General features: G+C 71.9%; 27 protein-coding genes and 3 tRNA genes. 12 read left to right on the forward strand and 18 right to left on the reverse strand.

All coding sequences use genetic code 11. The features are described 5' to 3' along the window. Positions 1-77 precede the first annotated feature (77 nt). Positions 78-1,778, reverse strand: a complete 1,701-nt coding sequence (ggt, locus tag ACSSS0_RS05725; protein WP_487230358.1) for a gamma-glutamyltransferase — start codon at positions 1,776-1,778, stop codon at positions 78-80. Positions 1,779-2,118: 340 nt separating this feature from the next. Here ggt and ACSSS0_RS05730 point away from each other — a divergent pair, with 340 nt between their 5' ends. Further along, the gene (locus ACSSS0_RS05730) at positions 2,119-3,354 is read left to right on the forward strand and encodes an IS30 family transposase (RefSeq protein WP_487228385.1); all 1,236 of its coding nucleotides are present in this window, start codon (positions 2,119-2,121) and stop codon (positions 3,352-3,354) included. 143 nt (positions 3,355-3,497) lie between these two features. Here the strand turns inward: ACSSS0_RS05730 and rplA are convergent, their stop codons facing one another. The 5 genes from rplA to ACSSS0_RS05755 form a co-directional block, all read right to left on the reverse strand. After that, on the reverse strand, positions 3,498-4,214 hold the full coding sequence (gene rplA / locus ACSSS0_RS05735) for a 50S ribosomal protein L1 (RefSeq protein WP_435984917.1): 717 nt from the start codon (positions 4,212-4,214) through the stop codon (positions 3,498-3,500). A gap of 118 nt (positions 4,215-4,332) precedes the next feature. Further along, positions 4,333-4,764: a 50S ribosomal protein L11 gene (gene rplK, locus ACSSS0_RS05740; protein WP_147066061.1), complete on the reverse strand. Its 432-nt coding sequence runs from the start codon at positions 4,762-4,764 to the stop codon at positions 4,333-4,335. Between the two features lie 97 nt (positions 4,765-4,861). Then, the gene (gene nusG, locus ACSSS0_RS05745) at positions 4,862-5,728 is read right to left on the reverse strand and encodes a transcription termination/antitermination protein NusG (protein ID WP_487230359.1); all 867 of its coding nucleotides are present in this window, start codon (positions 5,726-5,728) and stop codon (positions 4,862-4,864) included. Positions 5,729-5,811: 83 nt separating this feature from the next. After that, on the reverse strand, positions 5,812-6,081 hold the full coding sequence (gene secE, locus ACSSS0_RS05750) for a preprotein translocase subunit SecE (RefSeq protein ID WP_435984915.1): 270 nt from the start codon (positions 6,079-6,081) through the stop codon (positions 5,812-5,814). Positions 6,082-6,197: 116 nt separating this feature from the next. Then, positions 6,198-6,270, reverse strand: a tRNA-Trp gene (locus ACSSS0_RS05755). A gap of 269 nt (positions 6,271-6,539) precedes the next feature. Between ACSSS0_RS05755 and ACSSS0_RS05760 the strand changes: the two genes are divergently transcribed. The 4 genes from ACSSS0_RS05760 (at position 6,540) to ACSSS0_RS05775 (ending at position 10,393) form a co-directional block, all read left to right on the forward strand. Then, the gene (locus tag ACSSS0_RS05760) at positions 6,540-7,946 is read left to right on the forward strand and encodes an aspartate aminotransferase type Ic (protein ID WP_487230360.1); all 1,407 of its coding nucleotides are present in this window, start codon (positions 6,540-6,542) and stop codon (positions 7,944-7,946) included. Then, on the forward strand, positions 7,943-8,464 hold the full coding sequence (locus ACSSS0_RS05765; protein WP_487230361.1) for a DUF5709 domain-containing protein: 522 nt from the start codon (positions 7,943-7,945) through the stop codon (positions 8,462-8,464). Before ACSSS0_RS05760 ends, ACSSS0_RS05765 begins: the two co-directional genes overlap by 4 nt. Before the next feature lie 91 nt (positions 8,465-8,555). Further along, entirely contained in the window at positions 8,556-9,584 is a 1,029-nt protein-coding gene (locus tag ACSSS0_RS05770) for an adenosine deaminase (protein ID WP_435984912.1), read from the forward strand. Between the two features lie 125 nt (positions 9,585-9,709). Next, the gene (locus ACSSS0_RS05775) at positions 9,710-10,393 is read left to right on the forward strand and encodes a hypothetical protein (RefSeq protein WP_487230362.1); all 684 of its coding nucleotides are present in this window, start codon (positions 9,710-9,712) and stop codon (positions 10,391-10,393) included. 88 nt (positions 10,394-10,481) lie between these two features. On the opposite strand, the gene ACSSS0_RS05780 is transcribed toward ACSSS0_RS05775, so the two are convergent. The 6 genes from ACSSS0_RS05780 to ACSSS0_RS05805 all read right to left on the reverse strand — a co-directional run bounded on the left by ACSSS0_RS05780 (position 10,482) and on the right by ACSSS0_RS05805 (position 13,128). Next, a complete protein-coding gene (locus ACSSS0_RS05780) occupies positions 10,482-11,555 on the reverse strand; it encodes a UDP-N-acetylmuramate dehydrogenase (RefSeq protein WP_487230363.1) in 1,074 nt (357 codons plus the stop codon). 17 nt (positions 11,556-11,572) lie between these two features. Next, positions 11,573-12,028, reverse strand: a complete 456-nt coding sequence (locus tag ACSSS0_RS05785) for a MaoC/PaaZ C-terminal domain-containing protein (protein ID WP_487230364.1) — start codon at positions 12,026-12,028, stop codon at positions 11,573-11,575. Next, a complete protein-coding gene (locus tag ACSSS0_RS05790) occupies positions 12,028-12,474 on the reverse strand; it encodes an FAS1-like dehydratase domain-containing protein (protein ID WP_435984908.1) in 447 nt (148 codons plus the stop codon). Before ACSSS0_RS05790 ends, ACSSS0_RS05785 begins: the two co-directional genes overlap by 1 nt. 103 nt (positions 12,475-12,577) lie before the next feature. Beyond that, entirely contained in the window at positions 12,578-12,748 is a 171-nt protein-coding gene (rpmG, locus tag ACSSS0_RS05795) for a 50S ribosomal protein L33 (RefSeq protein ID WP_020143294.1), read from the reverse strand. Positions 12,749-12,917: 169 nt separating this feature from the next. Beyond that, positions 12,918-12,994, reverse strand: a tRNA-Met gene (locus tag ACSSS0_RS05800). Positions 12,995-13,055: 61 nt separating this feature from the next. Then, positions 13,056-13,128: transfer RNA gene (locus ACSSS0_RS05805), tRNA-Thr, on the reverse strand. 138 nt (positions 13,129-13,266) lie between these two features. Here ACSSS0_RS05805 and ACSSS0_RS05810 point away from each other — a divergent pair. Continuing rightward, on the forward strand, positions 13,267-14,643 hold the full coding sequence (locus tag ACSSS0_RS05810) for an AI-2E family transporter (RefSeq protein ID WP_487230365.1): 1,377 nt from the start codon (positions 13,267-13,269) through the stop codon (positions 14,641-14,643). A 50-nt stretch (positions 14,644-14,693) separates the two neighbouring features. Here ACSSS0_RS05810 and ACSSS0_RS05815 read toward each other — a convergent pair whose 3' ends face one another. After that, entirely contained in the window at positions 14,694-15,593 is a 900-nt protein-coding gene (locus ACSSS0_RS05815) for a hypothetical protein (protein ID WP_487230366.1), read from the reverse strand. Positions 15,594-15,652: 59 nt separating this feature from the next. Here ACSSS0_RS05815 and ACSSS0_RS05820 point away from each other — a divergent pair, with 59 nt between their 5' ends. Then, on the forward strand, positions 15,653-16,474 hold the full coding sequence (locus ACSSS0_RS05820; RefSeq protein ID WP_487230367.1) for an MBL fold metallo-hydrolase: 822 nt from the start codon (positions 15,653-15,655) through the stop codon (positions 16,472-16,474). 13 nt (positions 16,475-16,487) lie between these two features. On the opposite strand, the gene ACSSS0_RS05825 is transcribed toward ACSSS0_RS05820, so the two are convergent. Next, on the reverse strand, positions 16,488-16,691 hold the full coding sequence (locus ACSSS0_RS05825) for a hypervirulence associated TUDOR domain-containing protein (RefSeq protein WP_435984904.1): 204 nt from the start codon (positions 16,689-16,691) through the stop codon (positions 16,488-16,490). Positions 16,692-16,802: 111 nt separating this feature from the next. On the opposite strand from ACSSS0_RS05825, the gene ACSSS0_RS05830 reads away from it, so the two are divergent. Together ACSSS0_RS05830 and ACSSS0_RS05835 are read left to right on the forward strand one after the other, a co-directional pair. Then, on the forward strand, positions 16,803-17,075 hold the full coding sequence (locus ACSSS0_RS05830) for a hypothetical protein (RefSeq protein ID WP_020143298.1): 273 nt from the start codon (positions 16,803-16,805) through the stop codon (positions 17,073-17,075). Then, positions 17,075-18,322 (forward strand): cupin domain-containing protein, encoded by a 1,248-nt coding sequence (locus ACSSS0_RS05835; protein WP_487230368.1) that lies wholly within the window; start codon positions 17,075-17,077, stop codon positions 18,320-18,322. Before ACSSS0_RS05830 ends, ACSSS0_RS05835 begins: the two co-directional genes overlap by 1 nt. Before the next feature lie 127 nt (positions 18,323-18,449). Here ACSSS0_RS05835 and ACSSS0_RS05840 read toward each other — a convergent pair whose 3' ends face one another. Both ACSSS0_RS05840 and icmF read right to left on the reverse strand, forming a co-directional pair. Then, positions 18,450-19,205, reverse strand: coding sequence for a helical backbone metal receptor (locus tag ACSSS0_RS05840; RefSeq protein ID WP_487230369.1), 756 nt, complete (start codon positions 19,203-19,205; stop codon positions 18,450-18,452). Positions 19,206-19,248: 43 nt separating this feature from the next. Beyond that, complete coding sequence (gene icmF / locus ACSSS0_RS05845) at positions 19,249-22,518, reverse strand: fused isobutyryl-CoA mutase/GTPase IcmF (RefSeq protein WP_487230370.1); 3,270 nt, start codon at positions 22,516-22,518, stop codon at positions 19,249-19,251. A gap of 61 nt (positions 22,519-22,579) precedes the next feature. Here icmF and ACSSS0_RS05850 point away from each other — a divergent pair, with 61 nt between their 5' ends. Together ACSSS0_RS05850 and ACSSS0_RS05855 are read left to right on the forward strand one after the other, a co-directional pair. Continuing rightward, positions 22,580-23,152, forward strand: coding sequence for a MarR family winged helix-turn-helix transcriptional regulator (locus ACSSS0_RS05850; RefSeq protein ID WP_487230371.1), 573 nt, complete (start codon positions 22,580-22,582; stop codon positions 23,150-23,152). A 59-nt stretch (positions 23,153-23,211) separates the two neighbouring features. After that, entirely contained in the window at positions 23,212-24,462 is a 1,251-nt protein-coding gene (locus ACSSS0_RS05855) for an AGE family epimerase/isomerase (protein ID WP_487230372.1), read from the forward strand. Here ACSSS0_RS05855 and ACSSS0_RS05860 read toward each other — a convergent pair. Continuing rightward, a complete protein-coding gene (locus ACSSS0_RS05860) occupies positions 24,459-24,650 on the reverse strand; it encodes a BldC family transcriptional regulator (RefSeq protein ID WP_487230373.1) in 192 nt (63 codons plus the stop codon). The two genes, ACSSS0_RS05855 and ACSSS0_RS05860, sit on opposite strands and share 4 nt — an antisense overlap. 202 nt (positions 24,651-24,852) lie before the next feature. On the opposite strand from ACSSS0_RS05860, the gene ACSSS0_RS05865 reads away from it, so the two are divergent. Beyond that, positions 24,853-25,332: a MarR family winged helix-turn-helix transcriptional regulator gene (locus ACSSS0_RS05865; RefSeq protein ID WP_487230374.1), complete on the forward strand. Its 480-nt coding sequence runs from the start codon at positions 24,853-24,855 to the stop codon at positions 25,330-25,332. Between the two features lie 37 nt (positions 25,333-25,369). Here ACSSS0_RS05865 and ACSSS0_RS05870 read toward each other — a convergent pair whose 3' ends face one another. Beyond that, a complete protein-coding gene (locus tag ACSSS0_RS05870; RefSeq protein WP_487230375.1) occupies positions 25,370-26,614 on the reverse strand; it encodes a D-arabinono-1,4-lactone oxidase in 1,245 nt (414 codons plus the stop codon). Positions 26,615-26,632: the final 18 nt, after the last annotated feature.

Consider the following 26,632-nt stretch of genomic DNA (forward strand, 5'->3'; position numbering starts at 1 on the left):
ACGCGGGTGAGGCCGGTCCCCGTCGGGAACCGGCCTCACCGGGCTCGTGGTCGTGGTCGTTCTCGCCGCCCTTCGGGTCAGCGCGGGTGGACCACCATCGCCGAGCCACCGCCGCGGCGCGTCGTCTCCGCGGCGGCCTCGAACAGGCCACCGCCCAGGCTGCGGATCGCCGTCACGGCTCCGATCTCGTTGGGCGTGCCGGCGGAGGCGAGCTTGTGCCCCATCGCCGTCAGCGCCGCACCCGTCGGGCCTCCGAGGATCGCGGGCTCGGCTCCTTCGCTCGCGCCGTTGCGTGAGCTGAGGCGCGGGGCGGCGATCGCGTCGACGAGCGACAGGTCGCGGTCGAGGTAGCCGAGGATCGTCTGCGACACCGACGTGATGATCGTGGCGCCACCGGGCGAGCCCACCGCGAGGAACGGCTTGCCGTCGTCGAGCAGGATCGTCGGGCTCATCGACGACCGCGGCCGCTTGCCCGGGCCGGGCAGGTTGGGGTCGGGGACGCCCGCCGTGAGGGGCGTGAAGTTGAAGTCGGTGAGCTCGTTGTTGAGCAGGAACCCGTAGCCCGGCACCGTGATGCCCGAGCCTCCGGTCTGCTCGATGGTCAGGGTGTAGGACGCGACGTTGCCCCAGCGGTCGGTGGCCGTCAGGTGCGTCGTCGACTGCCCCTCGTAGGGCTCGTTCTGTGCGAGCGTGCCGGGCGCGCACGAGGTGTACGCGCCGTCGGGCGAACCGAACGGGATGGGCCGGGCCTGGGCCTTCATCGGGTCGAAGAGGCAGGCGCGCTCGGCGGCGAAGGCCGGGGCGGTCAGCTCCTTGACCGGCACGCCCGGGACGTCACCGACCCAGCGGTTGCGGTCGGCGAACGCCGTCGCCGAGGCCTCCGAGAAGCGGTGCAGGTAGTCGACGTCGGACAGGTCGGACGTGGACACCCCGGTGCGGTCCTCGTAGGCCTGGACGAGGTTGAGGATCTCGGCCACGGCGATGCCGCCCGAGCTCGGGACCGGCATGCCGTAGACGTCGTAGCCCTTGTACTCGGAGTGGATCGGCGCCTTCGTCAGGGCCCGGTAGGCCCGGAGGTCGGTCATCGTCATCTGGCCGCCCATGACCGTGGTCCCGGCCTTGGTGTGCGGGGCCGAGGACTCCGCGACGATCGCCCGGCCGAGCCGGCCGGCATACAGCGCCTCGGTGCCCTGCGTGCGCAGCGTGCGGTACGCCCTGGCCATGTCGGGGTTGGTGAAGACGGTGCCCACGGCCGGGGCCTTGCCGTCGCGGAGGAAGACCTTCGCCGTCTCGGGGAACACCGAGAAGCGCGCGGCGTTCGCCGCCGTCTGGTCGGCGAAGGTCTGGTCGACGACGAAACCCTTGGCGGCGAGCCGCTCGGCGGGCTTGAGCGCGGCGTTGAGCGACAACGTGCCGTAGTCGCGCAGGGCCTTGGCCCACAGCGCCGGTGTGCCGGGGACGCCGACCGACAGCCCTGAGTTGACGACGGTGGTGAAGTCCATGGCCTTGCCCGTCGCCGGGTCCGTGAAGGTCTTGTCGGTGAACGTCGCCGGAGCCGTCTCGCGGCCGTCGATGGTCGAGACGTGTCTGCTGCGCGCGTCGTAGTAGACGAGGAAGCCACCGCCGCCGATGCCGGCGCTGTAGGGCTCCGTGACGCCGAGGGCCGCAGCCGTCGCGACCGCCGCGTCAGCGGCGTTGCCACCCCGGGCCAGCACGTCGATGCCTACCTGCGAGGCGTCGCGGTCGACCGAGCTGACCGCGCCACCGGACCCCGTCATGACGGGGACCTTCGGCAACGGTGTGGGATGGCCGTGCCAGCCCCGGTCAGCCGCTGCGGCGGCAGGAGCCACCGCCGGCTGCGCACCGGCCGTGGCCGGCAACAGGGACAGAGGGAGTCCGACGACGAGAGCGCCGAGGACCCAGCGGGAACGTGTCGTGGTGCGTGCGCTGTGACGACTCATCTTTCGACCGTACCCGCGCAAACACCACAGATCGCGTCGAGCACCCCACCGATCCGAGGTCCGGGACCCGTGTGAGTACGAGGCCACTCGACTGGGACGGAGCGCTCGGCGGTCTCAGATCGTCTGCGCAACACGGATGTCGTGTGGAGGCGGGACGATGGCTGGTGGACTGAGGAGGTATTCGCTATCTCAGCGGGAGCAGGCGTTGGGGCTGCTCGAGCAGGGGCTGTCGGGGCTGGAGGTCGCCCGGCAGGTCGGGGTGGACCGGTTCGCGGTGGCCCGGTGGGCCAAGGTGGCCGGCATGAGGATGCGGATCGGACCGGTCGGTGGGATGGTCAACCCGACCTTGGCGGCGCCGTCGGTGCGCGGTGACTTCACCGACCCGCGGGGCCGGTTGACCGAGGCCGGTCGGGGCCTGATCGCGCTGCGGCTGCGTGAGGGCCGGTGCCCGGCCCGGATCGCGGCCGAGCTGGGCGTGCACCGCTCGAGCGTGACCCGGGAGCTGCACCGCAACCGCGTCGCCGGGGTGTACTCGGTGCGGGTCGCGCAGGCCCGCACCCGCGCCAACCGGGCCCGTCCCCAGCCGCGGAAGCTGGACCGGCCCGAGCACGCCGCGCTACGCGCGGTCGTCCTGCACGGGTTGACCTCGCACTGGTCCCCGCAGCAGATCCAGGGCGAGCTGGTCCTGCGCTTCCCGGACGATGAGTCCATGCGGATCTGTCACGAAACTCTCTACCAGGCCCTCTACGTGCAGGGCCGCGGCAGCCTGCGCGCCGAGCTGGCCCGGGAGAAGGCGCTGCGCAGCGGGCGCACCTCGCGGGTGCCGGCCTCGAAGCTGGCCGCCCGGCCCCGGGGGAAGTCCTGGGTCGGGGACGCCGCGATCACCGCCCGCCCGGCCGAAGCGGCCGACCGCGCCGTTCCCGGGCACTGGGAAGGCGACCTGGTCATCGGCGCCCGCGGCTCCAGCGCCGTGATCACGCTGGTCGAGCGGGCCACCCGGTACCTGATGCTCGCGCGGCTGCCGGGCCGGCGCGACGCTGCCACCGTCACCGACCGGCTCACCACGATGATCACCACGCTCCCGGCCCACCTGGCCAAGACCCTGACCTGGGACCAAGGCGCCGAACTGGCCGACCACGCCCGGTTCACCGTCGCCACCGACTGCACGGTCTACTTCTGCGACCCGCACTCGCCCTGGCAACGCGGCACCAACGAGAACACCAACGGCCTGATCCGCGAGTTCTTCCCCAAAGGCACCGACTTCACCACCGTCCCCGACGAGGAGATCACCCGCGTCGAGCAGCTGCTCAACACCCGGCCCCGAGCCACCCTCGGCTTCCAGACCCCCGCCTCTAAACTCAACGAACTACTCACCGTTGCGCACACGCCCTGAAACCGCCCTCACTCGAGTGGGACGGAGCGCTCACTCGAGTGAGCGAGTCGTGTCGGCGGTCGGGAGCGGCGTCCGTGGCGCACGACGGCGAGAGCCCGCCACCCTCGAGGGGTGACGGGCTCTGCGCTGCGTGGGTCAGGCGATCAGGCCTGGTCCTCCTCGGCGAGGAGGTTGCGCGTCTTGGAGAAGTCGAGCGGGATGCCCGGGCCCATCGTCGTGGAGACGGTGGCCTTCTCGATGTAGCGGCCCTTGGAGCTGGCCGGCTTCAGACGCAGGATCTCCTCGAGGGCAGCGGCGTAGTTCTCGACGAGCTTCGTCTCGTCGAAGGACGCCTTGCCGATGATGAAGTGGAGGTTCGCGTGCTTGTCGACGCGGAACTCGATCTTGCCGCCCTTGATGTCGGCGACGGCCTTGGCGACGTCCATCGTCACGGTGCCGGTCTTCGGGTTCGGCATGAGACCACGGGGGCCCAGGACCTTGCCGAGACGACCGACCTTGCCCATGAGGTCAGGGGTGGCGACGACGGCGTCGAAGTCGAGCCAGCCGCCCTGGACCTTCTCGAGCAGGTCGTCGGAGCCGACGTGGTCGGCGCCGGCCTCACGGGCGGCCTCGGCCTTGTCGCCGTTGGCGAAGACGAGGACGCGGGCGGTCTTGCCCGTGCCGTGCGGCAGGTTGACCGTGCCGCGGACGGCCTGGTCGGCCTTGCGGGGGTCGACGCCGAGGCGCATGGCGACCTCGACGGTCTCGTCGTACTTGGCCTTGGCGGTCTGCTTGGCGACGCGGACGGCCTCGAGCGGGGCGTAGACCTTGCCGGGCGTGATGAGCTCGGCGGCTGCGCGGTAGTTCTTGCTGCGCTTCATGGAACTGCTCCTTGCGTGGTGGTGGAGTCGTGGTGCGGGCCAGCGCTGGCCCTCCCACGTGGCCGACGGCATACGGTCCGTATGCCGTGCGGCCGGGGTGACGTCGAGCTGAGCGGACTCAGAGCTCGGTGTCGATGCCCATCGAGCGAGCGGTGCCGGCGATGATGCGCGCCGCCATCTCCTCGTCGTGGGCGTTGAGGTCTTCCATCTTCTGGCGGGCGATCTCGAGGACCTGGTCGCGGGAGAGCTTGGCGACCTTGGTCTTGTGCGGCTCACCCGAGCCCTTGGCGACGCCGGCGGCCTTCTTGATGAGCTCGGCGGCGGGCGGGGTCTTCGTCACGAAGGTGAACGAGCGGTCCTCGTAGACCGTGATCTCGACCGGGATGACGTTGCCGCGCTGGGACTCCGTCGCGGCGTTGTACGCCTTGACGAACTCCATGATGTTGACGCCGTGCTGACCGAGGGCGGGGCCGACGGGCGGGGCGGGGGTGGCCTGACCGGCCTGGATCTGCAGCTTGATGAAGCCGGAGACCTTCTTCTTGGGGGGCATGGATGCCTACCTTCTGTGTTGCTGGGCCGACGCCTTGGGCGATGACCCGGTTGCATGTCCTCGTGCGGTCAGCCGCACGAGGTCGTACGACCCTCGATCAGATCTTGGCGACCTGGGCGAAGGAGAGCTCGACCGGGGTCTCCCGGCCGAAGATGGAGACGAGCACCTTGAGCTTCTGGGTGTCGGGGTTGATCTCGGAGATCGTGGCCGGAAGGGTCTCGAAGGGCCCCTCCATGACGGTGACGGACTCGCCGACCTCGAAGTCGACGACGCGCACGTCCTTGGGGGCGCTGGAGCCCGACGACGCGCCGGAGCCGTCGGCGGCCGCGGCGGCCTCGAAGTTCGGCGCGAGCATCGTGAAGACCTCGTCGATCGACAGCGGCACCGGCTGGTGGGCGTTGCCGACGAACCCGGTGACGCCGGGCGTGTGGCGCACGGCGCCCCAGCTCTCGTCGGTGAGGTCCATGCGGACGAGGACGTAGCCGGGCATCCGGACGCGACGGACCTGCTTCTTCTGGCCGTTCTTGATCTCGGTGACCTCCTCCATGGGGACCTCGATCTCGAAGATGAAGTCCTCCATGTTGAGCGTCTGGATACGCGTCTCGAGGTTGGCCTTCACGCGGTTCTCGTAACCGGCGTAGGAGTGGATGACGTACCAGTCACCGAAGCGGGTGCGCAGGTCGGCCTTGAAGTCGGCGACGGGGTCGCCACTGCCCTGGGCTGCCGGCTCGTCGTCGGACTCGTCGGAGCCCTCGGACTCGGCGGCATCCTCGGCGGACGCGTCGTCATCGTCGTGCTCGGCGGCGTCGGACTCGTCGACGGAGTCGGAGTCGGTGGCGTCGTCCTCAGCACCCGACTCGACGTCGGAGGCCGTGAGCTCGTCGGTCTCGACCGCGGGGTCGACGACGTCGCTCTCGGTGCTCTCGCCGTTCGGGGCGCCCTCGTGGGCGAACTGCTCGGACACGCTCTGACCTACTTCCTTGCTCGTGGACCAGCCGGTGACGGCTAGTGGTGACATCCCGTGACCGGGGCCGGGTGGCTCGCGCGTCAGGTCGCCGAGCCGGTGAAGACCCAGGAGACCAGCCGGCTCAGACCGAAGTCGAGCCCTGACACGAGCGCCATCATGATCACGACGAACACGACCACGACGGTCGTGTAGCGCACGAGCTCGGGGCCCGTCGGCCGCACGACCTTGCGCAGCTCGTCGAGGATCTGGCGCACGAAGAGGCTGATCGCGCCGAAGAGGCGCGACACGGGGTTGCCGCCGCGAGCCTTGTCGGCACGGCCGGACCCGCGCTTGGCGCTCGTCTCCGTCACGATTCCTTCTTTCTGCCTGGGTGTCGGCCCGCGGGCGCCACACCCGGACCGTGGTGACCCACGTCAGGGCAGAAGCCGCGTGCCGCCTTGCACGACGACCACATCACTGGGATGCGCAGGGCAAGAGGGACTCGAACCCCCAACCGCTGGTTTTGGAGACCAGTGCTCTACCAATTGAGCTATTGCCCTTCGCCGCGGACGTTGGGTGCCCACGGCGGGACGGCATGCGTCAGCATGGCCAGCGAAGCCGTCCGAGGGACGATCATACGGGACGGATGCGCCCCAACGCGAACCGACCCGAAACCCCTTGCGCAGGCCCGGCGTGGACGCCCGTGGGGCCGGCGTCGGGCACCCGTCGGGCTCTGCCGGGCAGCGGCCCGGGCGGCTGCCCGGAACCGGGCGACCCGGCATACGGACTCGGACGCCCGGCCGCCGCGGCACAGTGGCAGGATCGAGACGTGACGAACCCGCGCACCTCCCTCGCGTCCCTGTCCGACGACGACCTGGCCGGCTTCCTCGCCGAGCAGCGTGAAGCCTACGCGGCGCTCCAGTCGCGCGGGCTCAAGCTCGACCTGACGCGGGGCAAGCCGTCCGCCGCGCAGCTCGACCTCTCCAACGACCTGCTGCACCTTCCGACCGCGACGAAGGACCGGGCCGGCGTCGACGTGCGCAACTACGGCGGCCTCGAGGGACTCGCCGAGCTGCGCGAGCTGTTCGCCGAGCTGCTCTGGGTCGAGCCGGGCCAGGTCGTCGCCGGCGGCAACTCGAGCCTGACGATGATGTACAGCACCATCGTCGACTTCCTCCTCTTCGGCGGCGTCGAGTCGCCGCGGCCGTGGAGCCAGGAGGAGACGGTCCGCTTCATCTGCCCCGTGCCGGGCTACGACCGTCACTTCTCGATGCTCGCGGCCTTCGGCATCGAGATGGTCACCGTCGACATGCACTCGGACGGGCCGGACATGGCCGCCGTCGAGGCGCTCGTCAAGGACGACCCGAGCGTCAAGGGCATCTGGATCGTGCCCACCTACGCCAACCCGTCGGGCGCCGTCGTGTCGCAGGAGGTCGCCGCGCGCCTCGCGGCCATGCCGACCGCGGCGCCGGACTTCACGATCTTCTGGGACAACGCCTACGCCTTCCACCACCTCACCGAGGTCGAGGCCAAGAGCGCCGACATCCTCAGCCTCGCCGCCGCCTCCGGGCACCCGAACCGGCCGATCATGTTCGCCTCGACCTCGAAGATCACCTTCGCGGGCGCCGGCGTGGCCGTGCTCGCCGCGAGCACTGCCAACGTGAAGTGGTACCTCGGACACCTCGCGATGGGCTCCATCGGTCCGGACAAGGTCAACCACCTGCGCCACGTCGAGTTCTTCCACGACGCGGAGGGCGTGCGCGCCCACATGCGCAGGCACCGCGAGATCATCGCGCCGAAGTTCGCCGCGGTCGACGAGGCCCTGACGACCGGGCTCGCCGGCCTCGAGGTCGCCGAGTGGAGCCACCCGACCGGCGGCTACTTCGTCAACCTCGACGTGCTCGACGGCACCGCGTCACGGGTGGTCGCGCTCGCCAAGGAGGCCGGCATCGCGCTGACGCCCGCCGGCGCGTCCTTCCCGCTCGGCCACGACCCCCGCGACCGCAACATCCGGCTCGCCCCGACCTTCCCGGTGCTCGACGAGGTGCGCACGGCCATGGCCGGTGTCGCGACCTGCGTGGCCCTCGCCGCCGCCGAGAAGCTGACGCAGGACCGAGCCGCCGGGGTAGGGGCAGAGGGCGACGGCGCGACGCCGTCGTCCGAGGACGCCCCGAGCCCCTCGAACACCGCCACCGCCACCGCCACCGCCACCGCCACCGAAGGAGCCTCGCGATGAGCGACCAGGATCCCAACGAGACCATCGCCGACGACCTGACGGCCTACAGCGTCGACGACGAGGACCAGCTCCAGCCCGAGGACACCCTCGACGACGGCGACCTCGAGGACGTCCTCGACCGCGGCTACTCCCCCAACGACCGGCCGCAGGGCGTCACCGCCCACGGCACGACGGCCTACGAGGAGTCCATCGACGAGACGATCGACGAGCGCATCCGCCAGGAGGTGCCGGACCCGAACTCGGCCTACGGCGCACCCGACAACGAGAGCGGCCTCGACGGCGACCGTCTGGGCGGCGACGACCCCGACTCCATCGACGCGGAGGACGACTGGCTCGGCGACCACGAGGTGGGCGACGCCCGCGCCGGCCGCCTCGTGGCCGACGACGAGGGCGCGCACGACGACGACGAGAAGCAGGCCTGGGCCAGCGACGTCGGCGTCGACGGGGCCGGCGCGTCGGCAGAGGAGGCGGCGATGCACGTCGTCGACGAGATCGCCGACGAGCCCGACGAGGACTGAGAACAGCACGCACCCACGGGAGGCCACGGCCGGGCAACAGCCCGCCGTGGCCTCTGCGCACCCACCGGTGCCGGATGACACACTGACCCGCATGACGCGAGCGGTGCAGGATCTGCCCAAGGCGCACCTGCACCTGCACTTCACCGGCTCGATGCGCATCGACACGGTGCGCGACCTCGCCGCCCGGCACGGAATCCGTCTGCCCGACGCCCTCGTGACGGGCTGGCCACCGCGCCTGGCCCGGGCCACCGACGAGCGCGGCTGGTTCCGCTTCCAGCGCCTCTACGACGCCGCCAGGGCCTGCGTGCGCGGCGAGGACGACATGCGCCGGATCGTGCGCGAGGCCGCGGCCGACGACGCGGCCGAGGGGTCGCGCTGGCTCGAGATCCAGGTCGACCCCACGTCGTACGCACCCTTCGTCGGCGGCATCACGCCGGCGCTCGAGATCGTCCTCGACGAGGCGCGGGCCGTGTCGGCCGAGGGAGAGATCGGCGTCGGTGTCGTCGTCGCCGCGAGCCGCATGCGCCACCCCCTCGAGGCCCGCACGCTCGCCCGGCTCGCGGCCCACCACGCGGGTGAGGAGGCCGGCGACGTCGTCGGCTTCGGCCTGTCCAACGACGAGCGGCGCGGGGCCGTCGCCGACTTCGCGCCGGCCTTCGCCATCGCCCGCCGAGCCGGCCTCGCCCTCGTGCCGCACGGCGGAGAGCTCCTCGGCGCGCAGTCGGTCATGGAGACGCTGGAGCACCTCGACCCCGACCGCATCGGCCACGGCGTGCGCAGCGTCGAGGACCCTCAGGTGCTCGACGCCGTCGCCGAGGCAGGCGTGACGCTCGAGGTCTGCCCCGGCAGCAACGTCGCGCTCGGGGTCTACGCCGACGCCCGCGACGTGCCGCTGCACCGGATCGTCGAGGCGGGCATCCCCGTCGCGCTGGGCGCGGACGACCCCCTCCTCTTCGGCTCCCGCCTGGCCGCGCAGTACGCCGCGGCCCGCGAGCTCGGCTTCGACGACGAGGGCCTCGCCCGGCTGGCTCGAGGCTCGCTCGAGGGCAGCCGGATGCCGGACCGGCTGCGCAAGGCCGCGCTCGCCGACGTGGACGCCTGGCTGGCCGGCCCGGCGTGACACCGGCCACACGCCGGACCGGGCCGTAACCGGGCGTAACGGGCTCCTCCGAGCGGGGCCGGGACCCTCGCCCACTCCCCCCGGGTTTGCTCAGGATCGGTGCGCCCGGTCATGCTGGTCGGGAGATGAAGACTTCTGCCCCCGCTCCCACACGCCCATCGACCGCCTCCGGCGCCCGCCTGCGACGACTCGCCGTGGCCGGTCTCGTCGCCCCCGTCGTCGCGCTCGCGGCGTGCAGCGGGGAGTCGCCCGTCACCGCCGATCCGACGGCTCCGGCCGGCACGACCCCGGCCGCGACGAGCAGCTCGACGACGACCACGTCGACCGCGCCGACCACGACCGCCGCGCCGACGACCGCCGCCCCGGCGAAGTACTCGACGCGCACCATCAAGGCCGTCATCGAGGACCCCCAGCTGGGCCACACGATCACGGCGCTGCGCATCTCGCGCAACCTGCCCTTCCCGAAGAACCAGCCCGTCGGGGCCGAGGCCTTCGAGATCGTCGGGGTCAAGGTCGAGTTCGACGCCGGCTCGCGCTACTCCGCGTCGCTCGACCCGAAGATGCTGTCGCTCATCGCGACGAGCCCGAAGCAGAACGTCGCGCCGACGGCGGAGTTCGGCAAGGCCTACAAGGCCGACCCGCTCCTGACGACCAAGCGCGACGACCGCGACCGCGGCTGGGTCTTCTTCAAGGTCGACAAGGGCACGACGAGCGCGCTGCGCCTGGCCTTCAACCGGCCGGCCTACGCCGTCAGCACGACGGACAAGAACATCCCGGCCAAGACGTTCTCCGTCGTCCTGACGAAGTAGCCGCGGCGGACGTCCAGACGCGAGAGGCCCCGGTTCCCAACGGAACCGGGGCCTCTGCCGTGTGACCGGGTGCCTGGAGGGCCTGCCGTCAGAGCTGGTCGCCGACGATGACCGGCTCGTTGACGAGCGTCACGCCGAAGGTGTCGCGGACCCCGTCGCGCACCTGCCGGGCGAGCGCGAGGACGTCGGACGTCGTCGCACCGCCGCGGTTGGTGACGGCCAGGGTGTGCTTCGTGGACAGTGCAGCCGGCGCCGGCAGGCCGAAGCCCTTGGCGAACCCGGCGTGCTCGATGAGCCACGCGGCGCTCGTCTTGACCCGGCCCCCGGGCTCGGGGAAGCGCGGGGGCGTCGGCCCCTCCCACCCGAGCCGCTCCCCGACGCGCTCGACGAGGTCGTCGAACTCGTGGCGGCTGAGGATCGGGTTGGTGAAGAACGACCCGCACGACCACGTGTCGGGGTCGGCGTCGTCGAGCACCATGCCGCGCGCCCGGCGCTGCTCCAGGACGGCGTCACGGGCGTCCGAGAGGGGGACGCGCGTGCCGAGCTCGACCCCGAGACCCTTCGCCAGGGCGGCATACGCCACCGGGCGGCTGAGGTCGGCGACCTCGAACTGGAACACCACGTCGAGCACGACGTAGCGCGAGTGCCCCTTGAAGCGCGAGTGGCGGTAGGTGAAGGCGCAGTCGGCGTTCATGAAGGTCCGCACCGCCTGCTCCTGGCGGTCCCACGTGCGCACTTGGGCGACCGTCTGCGAGACGTCCTGGCCGTAGGCGCCGACGTTCTGGATGGGCGTGGCGCCCGTGAGACCGGGTATGCCGCTCAGCCCCTCGACACCGGCCCACCCCTGCGCGACGGCGTGCGCCACGACGTCGTCCCACACCTCGCCCGCGGCCACCCGGACCACGGCGCCCCCGCAGTAGTCGGCGGACTCGGGCGTGATCCCCGAGGTGGCGACGCGCACGACGGTGCCCTCGAACCCGTCGTCGGAGACGAGGAGGTTGGACCCTCCCGAGACGACGAGGAGCGGCTCGTCGGCGTCGTCGACCTCACGGACCGCGTCGACGAGCTCGTCGGTGGTCGAGGCGGTGACGACGCGCGACGCCGGGCCGCCGACCCGCATCGTCGTGAGGGTCGACAGGGGGACGTCGTGTTGCTCCTGCACGCGCTGGACCGGCCGGCTCAGTCGAGGACCGCGACGGCGAGCGCGCGGCCGAGGACCTTCTCGCCGGCGGCGGTCGCGGTCAGCTCGACGGTGACCCGCTTCGTCTCGGGGTCGGCGGACTTGACGACGCCGGAGACCTCGATGTCGGCGCCGGTGTCGTAGGGCACGACGACCGGGCGGGTGAAGCGCACGCCGTACTCGACGACACGGCCGGCGTCGCCGACCCAGTCGGTGACGAGGGTGACGGCCGAACCCATCGTGAACATCCCGTGCGCGATGACGTCGGGCAGCCCGACCGCCTTGGCGAAGGGCTCGTCCCAGTGGATGCGGTTGCGGTCGAGGGAGGCGCCGGCGTACTGGACGAGACGCGCGCGGTCGACGTGGACGGTCACCGGCGGCAACGCGTCACCGACCGCGACGTCGGAGATGGACCGCACCGGCGTGGGCGTCGGGGTGCTCGGCTGGGCGCTCATCACTCGGCTCCTCGGATGACGATGGTCGACGTGGCCGTGCAGACGGCCTCACCCGCCTCGGTGGCGAGCTCGGTGCGCGTCGTCACCATGGCGTGCCCCCCGGCCTCACGCACCGTGTCCACGTGGAGCGTGCCGACGACGGCGTCGCCGGCCGTCAGGGGCCGGTGGTGGACGAAGCGCTGCTCACCGTGCACGACGCGGGAGAAGTCGATGCCCGCCTCGGGGTCACGGATCAGCTGGCCGTCGCACTGCTGGGCGATGAGCACGGCGAACGTCGGCGGCGCGATGACGTCGGCGTAGCCGCGGGCGCGCGCCACCTCAGCGTCGACGTGCACCGGATCGGCGGAGCCGACGGCCTCGGCGAACTCACGGATCTTGGCGGCACTGACCCGATAGGTCTCGGTGGGCGGGTAGACCCGGCCCTGGAAGTCTGCGTTCACCGGCATACGGGCAGCCTATCGACCGGCGCCACCAGCGGCCCGACGGCGTCCGGGAACGACGACGCTCCCCCGGCCGGTGGCCGAGGGAGCGTCGAGGAAAGCGCTGGGTTCAGCGGGTCTCGCGGTGCTCCGTGTGCTTGCCGCACTTCGGGCAGAACTTGTTCATGGCGAGACGGTCGGGGTTGTTCCGACGGTTCTTCTTGGTGATGTAGTTGCGGTCCTTGCAGTCCACACACGCCATCGTGATCTTCGGACGGACGTCGCTGCTCTTGCTGGCCACGGCAACCTGCTCTTTCGGGAACGTACTTGGGTGTTCGGTCGTCTTGCGACGGGTGTCGCGCGGCGCGTCACGCGTTCCGGGCGGCATCCCGGGGTGACACGCAGGCGCGACGTCCAAGGTTACGCGACACCCCGATGATTCGAGAAATCGAACCGGGTGCGCGCGGAAGTGGTAGCGGGAGCGGGGCTCGATCCCGCGACCTCACGATTATGAGTCGTGCGCTCTAACCAGCTGAGCTACCCCGCCATGGGCTGTCGTCCCCCGGCCCGCCGCGAACTGCGACGGGGACCGGGAACCGACCGACCAGAGCCCCAATAGGGAATCGAACCCTAGACCTTTTCCTTACCATGGAAACGCTCTGCCGACTGAGCTATTGGGGCGCGGTCGACACCGATGAACGTTGCGAGAACGCCTTCAGGACGACCTGTTGTGCGACGGTGAGACTACACGGTCGGCGGCGCGGATACGAAATCGAGCAGATCCCCGACGGCCGGCGTCCCGACTGGGAGGATCAGGGCATGAGCGGTCCCATCGATGGTCGGCACGGCCCGAGTCCAGCCACCGAGCCGCCGGACGCGGGGGTCGGGTCCGAGGTGGACCCGTCCGGATCCGACGCCGGTGACGTGGAGACGCGCCTGGTCGACGTCCAGGTCCGCTTCGACCGGCGCAGCGTGTGGCGCGCGGGCTGGCTCACGGTCGCCATCGTCGCGATCGCCGCCCTCGGCAAGTTCGTCATCGACGACGGCGGCTCGGTCATCTTCACCCTCATCATGGCCATGCTCGCCTCCATCGCGATGGAGCCGGCCGTCGCCCGGCTCTCCCGCCGGATGCGGCGCGGTGTGGCGACGATGACCGTCATGCTCGGCGTGCTCGTCTTCTGCATCGTCTTCATGCTCGCCTTCGGCAAGCTGCTCGCCGACCAGCTCGTCACCTTCGTCGCGTCGATCCCGACGCTGGTCCAGGCCGCGACGACCTGGGCCAACGAGACGTTCGGGGCCGATCTCAGCCCGGACAAGCTGCTCGCCCAGTTCACGGACGACGTCGGCGGCCTCAGCAGCCTCGCCGGCAGCGTCGCCGGCGGCCTCATCGGCGCCGTCGCCGCCGTGCTGGGAGCCTTCTTCTCGTCCATCACCTTCTTCTTCTTCACCTTCTACTTCTCCGCCGACAGCCTGCGCCTGCGTCGCTGGGTCGCCCAGCTCGCACCGCCGCGCCAGCAGGAGGTCATCGGCGTCGCGTGGGACCTGGCCGTCATCAAGACCGGTGGCTACGTCTCGGCCCGGCTCGTGCTCGCCGCGATCTGCGGAGGCCTCTCCAGCCTGTTCATGCTGCTCATCGGCATGGACTACTGGCTGGCCCTGGGCATCTGGACCGGACTCGTGGCCCAGTTCGTGCCGACGATCGGGACCTACATCGCGATCGCGCTGCCGGTCTTCGTCGGTCTCGTCGGCCCCGAGCCCTGGCAGGGCCTGGCGCTGCTCGGCTTCGCGCTCGTCTACCAGCAGATCGAGAACGTCACCATCGAGCCACGCATCTCGGCCGACGCCGTGGACGTGCACCCTGCCGTCTCGTTCGCGGCGGTGATGTTCGGCGCGGCGCTCTTCGGCGTCGCCGGAGCCTTCGTGGCCGTGCCCGTCGCCGCACTCCTCCTCGCGCTCTTCGACATCTACTCGCGCAAGTACGAGCTGCTCCCCCAGCTCGCGGACGTCCAGCCCGTCGAGCACCACCGGGACGACCATCAGCACGCGGCGTTCACGGCCCGCCTCCCCGGGCTGGCCCGCGCTCGGGTGAAGGCCGCAGCCGCGGCCGCCCCGGCGGTCGAGAAGCCCACGACGGGCCTGCGCGCGACCCTGCGACGCTGGTTCTCCCGCGACCACGCGTCCGGACCCCAGAAGTAGCCCCGGGAGGTGGCGCCGCCGTCGCGGTGCACGCGGACCGCCGCTTCCGGTCATTCCCCGTCGTGGGCGTCGTGCGCGTCGAGCGCCTGCTGGGCCGCCGCCTCCTCCTGCTCGCGGCGACTGCGTATGCCGCCCGCCTCGTCGAGCTCGCCCGTCACCTTCTCGAGCCGAGCCCTCGCCGTCGCGAGGCGCCGCTCGAGGTCGGCGATGCCCTCGGTGACCTCCTCCTGGCGGGCCGTGAGGACCGCGACCTGCCGGTCGGCGGCCCGCAGGTCGGTGCGTGCGGCCTCGAGCGCCGACTGGAGCCGCGCGCGCTCGGCGGTGCGCCGGCTTCGACGTCGTCCCTCGAGGTCGACGGGGTCGCCTCCCCCGCCGGGCAGGACGGAGAGCGAGGGTCGGCCGCGGGCGGTGCCGGCGTCGTCGGCGTCGTCGTCCTCGGGGTCCGTGATGGCGACGACGTCCGCCACGTCGACCGAGCCGAAGCCGGAGTAGCTGAGCGCCTTGACGAGCGCACCGGTGAGGACCGAGGCCTCGGCGTCCTCGTCGGCGATCAGGGCCGTCAGGGTCTCGCGCACCTTTTGGGCGGCTCCGGCGCCCAGCTTCACGCCGTCCTCGGCCGCGACCTCGGCGATGCGGTCGGCCAGGGCGTCGACGCGCGCGGCCCGCTCGCGGCCGAGCAGCCGCAGCTGGTCGGCATCGAGGCTGCGCTGGGCCTCACGGAGCAGCTCGGCGAACGACCGGAGCTCCTCGAGCTCGTCGGCGTGCTCGCGGACGAAGTGGTTGACCGCCCACGCGGCGAGGGTCGGCTTGCGCAGGGCACCCACCGAGGCGGCGAGGTCCTTCTCGCCGGCCGACCTCGCCTGGGCCACCAGCTCGGAACGCAGCGGGGTGAAACGAGCGGGTGGGGCGGCATACAGCTGCTCGACGGCGGCGCGCAGGTGCAGGATCACCCCTTCATCCTCCCGCAAACCTGCTGGTGCGGCCCGCGACGGAGGGGCAGGCTTGGCCCGTGATCTGGATCTGTGCGACGTGCGCCGTCGAGACCGATGACCTGTCGGAGCCCCCGGGCCCGTGTGCCGTCTGCGAGGACGAGCGACAGTGGGTGCCGGCCGACGGCCAACGGTGGACGACCCTGGGGCAACTGCGGGCGGCGGGCACGCGGATCACCGTCGACGCGGTCGAGACCGACCTGTGGGGCCTGCGCGCCGAGCCCGAGGTCGGCATCGGTCAGCAGACGATGGTCGTCCGCGTGCCCGAGGGCGTGCTCCTCTTCGACTGCGTCGGCTACATCGACGACGCCGCCGTGGAGCTGGTGCGCTCTCTCGGGCCGACGCTGGCCGTGGCGGCGAGCCACCCGCACATGTACGGCGTGCAGACGGAGTGGGCCCGCGCCCTCGGCGACGTGCCGGTGCTCGTGGCCGCGCCCGACGCCGAGTGGGTGCGGCGGCGGGACCCGCTGGTCGAGCTCTACGACGAGCAGCGCCAGGTCGCACCGGGACTGACGCTGCACCGCGTGGGCGGACACTTCCGCGGCCAGGCCGTCGTCGAGTGGACGGCGGGCGCCGAGGGGCGTGGCGTGCTCCTGGCCGGCGATGCCGTCTTCCCCAACCCCGATCGCCGTTCGGTCAGCTTCATGCGCAGCTACCCGAACCGGATCCCCCTGTCGGGCAACGTGGTCCAGCGTGTCGCGGGCCAGCTCGAGGCGCTGCACTTCGACCGCCTCTACAACAACTTCGGCGCCGTCGTGCCCTCTGGTGCCAAGGCCGTGCTGCGGCGGTCCGCCGACCGCCATGCGGCCTGGACGCGCGGCGACTTCGACCACCTGACCTGAGCCGTCGCGGGGGTCATCCAGCGTCGAGCGACGACTCCTTGTGCGCGGCCCTCGCACCCGTCTTGCCGGACTCGACGATCCAGTACGGCTCGTCCTCCGAGGCGTTGAACGTCTGGCCCTCGAAGGTGAACCCCGAGACGCGTTTCTCGACCGCCGTGCCGGTGGTGCGGCCCTGCGACGTGTTCCAGTGGACGGTGTCACCCTTCGAGATCGCCATGACACCGATGAGAACACGCCTCCAGGGCGTGTGCCAGAGGCGCTCGGAGCGGGTAGGTGCAGGGACGACGGCGTCGTCCGGCGCCGCGCCACACCCCGTGGAGGAGAAGCCATGAGCGACAACCCGCTGGACCCCGTGAGCGACGACCCGACGACCGAAGGTCCCGCTGACGGCGGAGCCGACACGAGCAGCCACGACGGCGGCGCCGACGGCGGCGCCGACACCGAAGGTCCCGCTGACGGCGGAGCCGACACGAGCAGCCACGACGGCGGCGCCGACGGCGGCGCCGACACCGAAGGTCCCGCTGACGGCGGAGCCGACACGAGCAGCCACGACGGCGGCGCCGACGGTGGGGCCGGAGCGGACCCGACCAGCTCGATCTGATGACCGCCGGCACGACGAGCCGGGCGCCCACGCACGAGCGTGGGCGCTCGGCGCTGGCACGTCTCGTCCCCTTCGCTGCCGACGAGTTCGCCCGGGACCACTGGGCGCACACGCCTGTCGTCACCCGGGCCGCCGACCTTCCGGGCGGTCTGTCCGACCTCTTCGCCGACGGCTCCGTCGACGAGCTCGTCTCCCGGCGCGGGCTGCGCGCCCCCTTCCTGCGGGTCGCCAGGAGCGGCCGCACCCTCGGCGATCGGGAGTTCACCCAAAGCGGGGGTGTCGGGGCTTCCGTCGCCGACCAGGTGAGCGACGACAAGCTGCTCGGGCTCTTCGCCGACGGCGCCACCATCGTGCTGCAGGGACTGCACCGCACGTGGGGTCCGCTCATCGACTTCACGCAGCAGCTCGCGGAGGAGCTGGGTCACCCGGTCCAGGCCAACGCGTACGTCACCCCCAGCCAGAACACCGGCTTCAGCGACCACTACGACGTCCACGACGTCTTCGTGCTCCAGATGGGCGGCGAGAAGCGCTGGCGCGTCCGGCCGCCCGTGCACGAGTCACCGCTGCGCGACGAGCCGTGGACCGACCACCGGGCCGAGGTCGAGGAGGCGGGACGGCGGGCACCCGACCACGAGTTCACGCTCCGCCCCGGGGACGTGCTCTACCTGCCGCGCGGCTGGCTGCACTCCGCGACCGCGCTCGGTGGGGTCAGCACGCACCTCACCCTGGGCGTCCACGTCTGGACACGACGCCACGTGGCCGACGAGCTCGTGTCGATCGCGCTGGCCGAGGCCAGCCGCGACGAGAGCGTGCGCGCCTCGCTCGACGTCGCACCGACGGGCTTCGACCACGAGGCCATCGCCCCGGACGTCGAGCTCGTGCGGGCCGCACTCGTGCGCGCTCTCGGCGAGATCGACACGGCCACCGTCGTCGACGCGCTCGAGGCGCGGGCGCGCGGCGCCCAGCGCCCCGCACCGATCAGCCCCCTGGCTCAGGTGGCTGCCGCCGAGTCGCTGCGCGGCGACACGCTGCTCCACCTCCGGCCGCACGTGGCCGCCCGTCTCGTTCCCACGGGTCTCGGTCCGGCGACCCTGCGCAGCCGGCTCGCCGACTTCGCGGTCGAGCCGCACGACGTCGGGACCTTCGTCGCGCTCGTGGCGGGCGGGGTGCTGCGTGCCGACATGGTCCGTCTCGAGCTCGCGCGGCGGCTCATGCTCGCCGGGCTGCTCGTCGTCGCCGACGACTGACGGAGCGACACAGCCCCGGTCCCCGGCCCGCCTCTTGGACGGACCCAGTTTGTGGCCAGCGTGCGTTCGCGCCGGGCGGCCGGTGCGTGCTTTGCTCGGCGCGTTGAGCGCGTTGTCGCTCCCGGGGTCAGCGCTCGAACGCTGCGGTGAGGGACGCCCGGGCGCCGACGAGGCTCGGGCCGTACCACGTGAGCAGGCGACCGCTGACGAGAGCCGTGCGGGCGTGGGTGAACGCCTCGGGTCCGTCGTCGGCGGTGAAGACGTAGGGCTCGTCAGGGAGCAGCACGACGAGATCCTCCCGGTCGAGGTCTGCCACGTCGACGTGCGGGTATCGCTCCGACGCGTCGGCGAGGACGTTGCGCCAGCCGAGCCTGGCCACGAGGTCGCCGGTGAACGTGTCGCGACCTACGGCCATCCACGGGTCGCGCCAGATCGCCACGGCCACGTCGACGACGGGCGGGGGCACCGGACCACCCCACTCGTCACGGGCCGCGACGAGCCAGTCGGGCGTGCCGACGTCGAGCACCTCGGCGAAGAGGCGTCCGAGGGAGTCCAGAGCGGCCGGCACCGTCTCGATGTCGGTGACCCAGACGGGCACGCCGGCGTCGCGCAGCCGACGGACGTCGAGCTCGCGGTTCTCCTCCTTGTTGGCCACGACGAGGTCCGGCGCCAGGGCAGCGACGGCCTTGAGGTCAGGGTTCTTGGTGCCCCGAACCCGTTGCACCGCAAGCCCTTCCGGGTGCGTGCACCAGTCGGTCGCGCCGACCAGTCGCTCCGGACACGTCGTCGCCAGCGCCTCCGTGATGGACGGCACCAACGACACGACCCGGCGTGGCGGTGTCGGCAACGACACGGCATACGCCAGGTCGTCTGCGAGCGTCACCGGCGACACGGTTCATGGCCTCTCGACGGGTGGAGGGGTGGGGTCAGACGTTGCGGCGGTACTGGCCGCCGACCTCGAAGAAGGCCTCGGTCACCTGCTGGAGCGAGCACACCCGCGCCGCGCGCATGAGGACGTCGAAGACGTTGCCACCCTCGATGGCGACCGCCTTGAGCTCCTCGAGCGCGGCCGTCGCCTCGACCTCGTGCTCCGTGCGGAACGCCCGGACCCGCGCGAGCTGGCTCTGCTTCTCCTCCTCGGTGCCGCGCGCCAGCACGACCGTGCGGGGCACCTCCCCCTCGTGCGGGTTGCGGAAGGTGTTGACGCCGATGATCGGCAGGCTGCCGTCGTGCTTGCGGTGCTCGTAGAGCATCGACTCGTCCTGGATGCGGCCACGCTGGTAGCCGGTCTCCATGGCGCCGAGCACGCCACCGCGCTCGGTGATGCGGTCGAACTCCTTGAGGACGGCCGCCTCGACGAGGTCGGTCAGCTCGTCGATGACGAAGGAGCCCTGGAGCGGGTTCTCGTTCATCGCGAGCCCCCACTCACGGTTGATGATGAGCTGGATGGCGAGGGCGCGACGCACCGACTCCTCCGACGGGGTCGTCACGGCCTCGTCGAAAGCGTTGGTGTGCAAGGAGTTCGCGTTGTCGTAGATCGCGATGAGCGCCTGCAGCGTCGTGCGGATGTCGTTGAAGTCCATCTCCTGCGCGTGCAGGGACCGACCCGACGTCTGCACGTGGTACTTCAGCTTCTGGGACCGCTCCCCCGCGCCGTACTTCTCCTTCATCGCGACGGCCCAGATGCGCCGGGCGACGCGTCCGAGCACGGAGTACTCGGGGTCCATGCCGTTGCTGAAGAAGAAGCTGAGGTTGGGCGCGAAGTCGTCGACCGCCATGCCGCGCGCGAGGTAGCTCTCGACGTAGGTGAAGCCGTTGGCGAGGGTGAAGGCGAGCTGGCTGATGGGGTTCGCGCCCGCCTCGGCGATGTGGTAGCCGGAGATCGACACGGAGTAGAAGTTGCGGACCTTCCGCTCGATGAACCACTCCTGGATGTCGGCCATCATCTTGAGGCTGAACTCGGTGCTGAAGATGCAGGTGTTCTGGCCCTGGTCCTCCTTGAGGATGTCCGCCTGCACCGTCCCGCGGACGTTGGCGAGGGCGTATGCCGTGAGCTCCTCGCGCTCGGCGTCGCCCGGCTCCCTGCCCTCCCGCGCCCGGAAGGCGTCGACCTGCTGGTCGATCGCGGTGTTGAGGAAGAAGGCGAGGATCGTCGGTGCGGGGCCGTTGATCGTCATGGAGACGCTCGTCGTCGGGGACACGAGGTCGAAGCCGTCGTAGAGCGCCTTCATGTCGTCGAGCGTGGCGACGGAGACGCCGGACGTGCCGACCTTGCCGTAGACGTCGGGGCGCGGGTCGGGGTCGCGACCGTAGAGGGTCACGGAGTCGAAGGCCGTCGACAGGCGGGTCGCCGGCTGCCCCTCGGAGACGAGCTTGAAGCGGCGGTTGGTGCGGAACGGGTCGCCCTCCCCGGCGAACATGCGGGCGGGGTCCTCACCCTCGCGCTTGAACGGGAAGACACCCGCGGTGAAGGGGTAGTAGCCGGGGAGGTTCTCGCGGCGCAGGAAGCTGACGAGCTCGCCGTGGTCGCGGTAGCGCGGCAGCGAGACGCGGGGGATCTTGTTGCCCGAGAGCGACTCCCGGGTCAGGGTGTTGCGGATCTCCTTGCCCCGGATGGTGACGACCTGCTCGTCGCCGGAGTAGGACTCGACGACGGAGGGCCAGGCGGCGAGGGCGCCGGCCACGTCGGCCGGCACGTCGGTGCGGGCGTGGTCGAGCAGCGCCTCGACGGCGCCGACCGCGCTCTCGGCACTGTCGAGGTCGTCCGCCGCCGCGGCGGCCGCGAGCTCGGCGCGCACGGACTCGAGCCGCTGCACCCGGCTGGCCGCGGCGGCATACCGCTCGGTGGCCTCGTGGTAGCCGCGGACGGTGTCGCTGATCTCGGCGAGGTAGCGCACGCGGGACGCGGGCACGATCGTCGCGATGCGAGTGGACTGCTTCGTGGCGACCCGCGGCAGCGCACCCTCGTCGACCGGCATCCCGTGGTCGGCGAGCAGGTCTCGCAGCTCCTGGTAGAGCGCGGTGACGCCGTCGTCGTTGAAGGTGGCGGCCGACGTGCCGTAGACGGGCATGTCGGCGGGGCTCTTGCCGAAGGCCTCGCGGTTGCGCACCATCTGGCGGCCGACGTCGCGCAGGGCGTCCTCGGCGCCACGGCGCTCGAACTTGTTGATGGCGACGACGTCGGCACGGTCGAGCATGTCGATCTTCTCGAGCTGGCTGCTCGCGCCGAACTCCGGCGTCATGACGTAGAGGGAGACGTCGGCGTAGTCGATGACGGCGGCGTCGCCCTGGCCGATGCCCGGCGTCTCGAGGATGACGAGGTCGAAGCCTGCGGCCCGCACGACGTCGAGGACGTCGTCGAGGTGGGTCGGCACCTGGGAGCCGCCGCGCGTGGCCAGGCTGCGGAAGAAGACGCGGTCGCCGTCGAGGGAGCTCATCCGGATGCGGTCGCCGAGCAGCGCGCCGCCGCCACGGCTGCGAGTCGGGTCGACGGCGAGGACGGCGACACGCAGCTTGTCCTGCTGGTCGAGGCGCAGGCGGCGGACCAGCTCGTCGGTGAGGCTCGACTTGCCCGAGCCGCCGGTGCCGGTGATGCCGAGGACCGGCACGCGGCGTCGGCCGGCGGCCTCGCGGATGCCCGACAGCATGGCGTCGTCGATGTCGCCCTCCTGCGCGCCGGTGATGGCGCGTGCGACGGAGGCCCGCTCGCCGGCGAGCACGGCCTCGAGCGAGGGTGCGCCCAGCTCCCACGGGTCGAAGTCGCAGTCGGCGACGACGGTGTTGATCATGCCGGCGAGGCCGAGGCGCTGGCCGTCCTCGGGGCTGAAGATCGTGACGCCGGACTCGCGCAGCCGCGCGATCTCGTCGGGGACGATGACGCCGCCGCCCCCGCCGACGACGCGGATGTGGCCGGCGCCGTTCTCCTTGAGCAGCTGCACGAGGTACTCGAAGTACTCGACGTGGCCGCCCTGGTAGGAGCTGACCGCGACGCCCTGGACGTCCTCCTCGATCGCCGCGTCGACGACCTCCTGGACGGAGCGGTTGTGCCCGAGGTGGATCACCTCGGCCCCCTGCGTCTGCATGATGCGCCGCATGATGTTGATCGACGCGTCGTGCCCGTCGAAGAGACTGCTCGCCGTGACGAGGCGGACGTGGTGGGACGGCTGGTGGTGATCGCGCTTCGCTGCGTCGGACATGGAAAAATAGTAGGACTTCCTACTAATGGACGTCAACGCGTCGGCGTCCTACGATGGCGCCATGAGTGCGCAGACCAACGCCGCGGGCGGCGCGAGCGTCGGGGTCACGACCGGCGTGGCCGCCGGGGTCGCCGCCGGGTCCGGCCTCGGCTTCGACCCGATCGCCCGGGCGCGGGAGCAGTGGGTCGAGCAGGGCTGGGGCCCGGCCGCCGACGGGATGGCCGCGATCACCTCCCTCATGCGCGCCCACCAGATCGTCCTCGCCCGCGTCGAGGCGACCCTGCGGCCGCTCGGCGTGACCTTCGCGCGCTACGAGGTGCTCATGCTGCTGTGGTTCAGCCGGCGCGGGTCCCTCCCGATGAAGGTCATCGGCAGCCGCCTGCAGGTGCACCCCACGAGCGTCACCAACGCGGTCGACCGTCTCGAGGACGCCGGGCTCGTGACCCGGTCGACGCACCCCGAGGACCGCCGCGCCATGCTCGTCGCCCTCACCCCGAGCGGTCGCGAGCTCGCGGAGCGTGCCACCAAGGCCCTCAACACCGAGGTCTTCGAGCAGCCCGACCTCGGCGCCACCGACGTGCGCTCGCTCGTCGACGTGCTGACCCGCCTTCGACGCGGCGCGGGCGACTTCTGAGCCCAGTTCGTTACGCGGACCGCCAGCGGCCGGGGCGCGACCTCGGCAGACTGGGAGCCATGCCCGACACCCCGCTGCCCCCGGACCACCTCGACCGGCTCGCGGAGCAGCGGCGGTCGTTGCGGGCGCTCGCCCGCGCCGCGCAGCGACCCGGCGGCGGCTTCGGGTGGCTCGACGACGACGGGAGGCTCGACCCGGCCTACGGCGTCGAGCTGTGGATCACGGCGCGGATGACCCACGTCGCCGCCCTGGCGGTGCTCGAGGGCGACACCTCGTTCGAGGCGGTCGTCGACCACGGCGTCGCGACCTTCGCCCCCGGCGGCCTGCTCCACGACCCCGAGCACGGCGGCTGGTTCGCGTCGGTCCACGGCGACGGCACGCCGGACGTGTCCGACAAGCGGGCCTACGAGCACGCGTTCGTCGTGCTCGCCGCCACGTCCGCCTCGGCCGCCCGGCGCCCGGGGGCGGACGACCTGCTCGACCGGGCGCTGCAGACCTACGAGCAGCGCTTCTGGCGGGAGTCCGACGGCCTCGCCCTCGACGTGTGGGACCGCACGTGGACCGACCTCGAGGAATACCGCGGCGTCAACGCCAACATGCACTCCCTCGAGGCGCTGCTCGCCGCCTGGGACGTGACGCGCGACCCGCGCTGGCTCGGCCACGCGCTCCGGATCACCGAGCGCGTCGTGCACGGCTTCGCCCGGTCGTGGAACTACCGCCTTCCCGAGCACTTCGACTCGAGCTGGGAGCCGCGCCCCGACTACAACCGCGAGCACCCGACCGACAAGTTCCGCCCGTTCGGCGTCACCCCCGGGCATCTGCTCGAGTGGTCCAGGCTCTCGCTGCACCTGCGGCACGCGCTCGGAGCCGAGGCTCCCGCCTGGCTGCTCGACGAGGCGCGCTCGCTCTTCGACGTCGCGGTGCACGAGGGCTGGGACGTCGACGGCCACGAGGGCTTCGTCTACACCACCGACTTCGAGGGCAGGCCCGTCGTGCGTGACCGGCTGCACTGGGTCGTCACCGAGGCCATCGGCGCCGCACGCACGCTCCACCTCGCGACCGGCGACCCGACGTATGCCGCGTGGTACGACCGGTGGTGGGAGCACGCCCACGAGTGGTTCGTCGACCCCGAGCAGGGGTCGTGGCGCCACGAGCTCTCACCCGAGCTCGCCCCGTCGAGCGTCGTCTGGCAGGGACGCCCGGACGTCTACCACGCCTACCAGGCGTGCCTCGTCGGCGCGCTCGGGGAGATCACGTCGTTCGCCGGGGCCCTCCGGGACGGGCACCTGCAGTCGGCCCCGACCGCCTAGTCCTGCAGCCGGTCGAGCAGGGCCCAGATCTCGCTCTCGGGGTAGCGGCGGTGACCGCCGAGCGTCCGGAGCGCGTGGAGCCGGCCGGTCCGCGCCCACCTGCTGACCGTCTTGGGGTCGACGCGGAAGATCGTCGCGACCTCCGCCGGGGTCAACAGCCTCTCGACCGCTGTGTCGTCGCCGTCCATGCCAGTCCCCTCGCCCGATCGCAGCATCAGTGGAGGTCTCGGACTCGGGGCTGGCTGCTCAACCCCGAGTCCGGTGGATCCCGGTCCCCGGTCCGCCTGGGCGGTCGTCGCCGGGCTCCCGACACGTGCCACGGTACGGATAGTTCATTCGACAATCAAGCGACCAGATCAACGAACGAGGTGACGTCAGTACATTGGGCGCATGAGCCCCCGCGCCCAGGCACGCGACGACGCGACGGTCGCCCTCCGAGAGCTGATCCTCGCCGGCGAGCGCTACCGCATCGCCGTGGCCGCGCACCTCGACCTCACCGTCAACGAGAGCCGGGCCATCAGCTACCTCCTCGCCCGCGGCCCCATGGGCCAGACCGAGCTCTCGGCCGCCCTGGGCCTGACGACGAGCTCGACGACGACGTTGCTCGACCGTCTCGAGCAGCGCGAGATGGTGCGCCGCGTGCCCGACCCGAACGACCGACGTCGCAGCACCGTGGAGCTGCCGGAGTCCGGGGTGCGCAGGCTGCGCGAGGTCCGCGACTGGATGCCCCAGGCCTTCGACGTGTTCGACGCCGGCGACCTGTCCGAGGTGGCCGCCACCCTGGAAACCGTCGCCGCCTCGCTGCGGGAGGTCACCGAACGGATCGACGCCTCCTCGACCTCGAGCCCCGGGCGCCGCAAGCGCCGCTGAGCCGTCCCGCCGGCCCGCACCCGCCCCCCGCTCCGGCTCAGCCGATGACGCGGTCGAGGAAGGCGTTGCCGAAGACGCCGTCGGGGTCGACCCGGCGCCGCAGCGCCCGGAAGTCGGCCATCCGCGGGTAGAGCGGCTCGAGCTCCTCGACGCCCGCGGCGAAGCACTTGCCCCAGTGCGGCCGCGCCCCGAGCGGCAGGAGCGCTGCCTCGATCGCCGGCAGGACGGCATACACCCGCTCCACGTCGCGGACCCACGTGAAGTGCACGGCCAGGACGTCGTGGCCGTGGGAGCCGCTGAGCCAGTGGCCGTCGGCGGCGACGGTGCGCAGCTCGCCGACCTGGAGCACGGGCGCCATCCGGTCGCGGAGCCCGCGCAGTCGCTCGACGGCGGTCGGGGCGAGCTCGCGGGGCAGGAGGTACTCGCTCTGGAGCTCCGCGCCGCGACTCGGCGTGAACCCCATCCGGAAGTGCGGCAGCCGGTCGAGCCACGGTCCGGGCACGCCGCCCTGGGCCGTCACCGCGTCGACGTCGGCGCCGTCGAGCATGTGCATCGTCGAGGTGGCCGCCACGGCACCGGAGGGCGCGGCCGGGGCCCGGTCACCGCGGCTCTTGAGCCAGACCTGGTCGATGCCCGCGTCGCCCCACCGGGTGAAGAGGCTGACGCTGTAGGCACTGCTCGTGACGGCCTCGAGCCCGGACGCGAGCGCGTCCCACGACAGCCGGGTGAAGACGTCCTGGCGCACGTCGTAGGTCGGCTCCACGTCGAGGGTCACGGACGTGACGACCCCGAGGGCGCCGAGGGCGACGACGATGCCCTCGAAGTCGGCGTCCCCGCGGCTCACCGTGCGCAGCTCGCCGTCCGGGCCGACGAGGTCGAGGGAGGCGACGGCCGTTGCGAGAGAGCCGTTCTCGACCCCCGACCCGTGGGTGCCGGTGGCCACGGCACCCGCGACGGAGATGTGCGGGAGCGAGGCGAGGTTGCCGAGCGCCCACCCCGCCGCCTGCAGCTGGGTCGCCACCTGGCCGTATGCCGCATGGCCCGTCACGCGGGCGGTGCGGCTCGTCGGGTCGACGACGACGGCGGTCGGCAGGTCGACGAGCGAGACGAGCACGGCGTCGTCGGCATCCGTGATGTCGGTGAGGTCGGTGAAGCTGTGCCGCGACCCGAGGGCGCGGACGCGCGGCGCCGCCGCGACGATCTCCTGCAGGTGCTCCACCGAGCGCACCCGCTCGATCGGGGACCGGTAGGTGTGGCTGCCGGCCCAGTTGGTCTCCGCCATGGCCCCAGTCTGCCCGCG

The sequence above is a fragment of the Terrabacter sp. R4-6 genome (genome assembly GCF_057529065.1).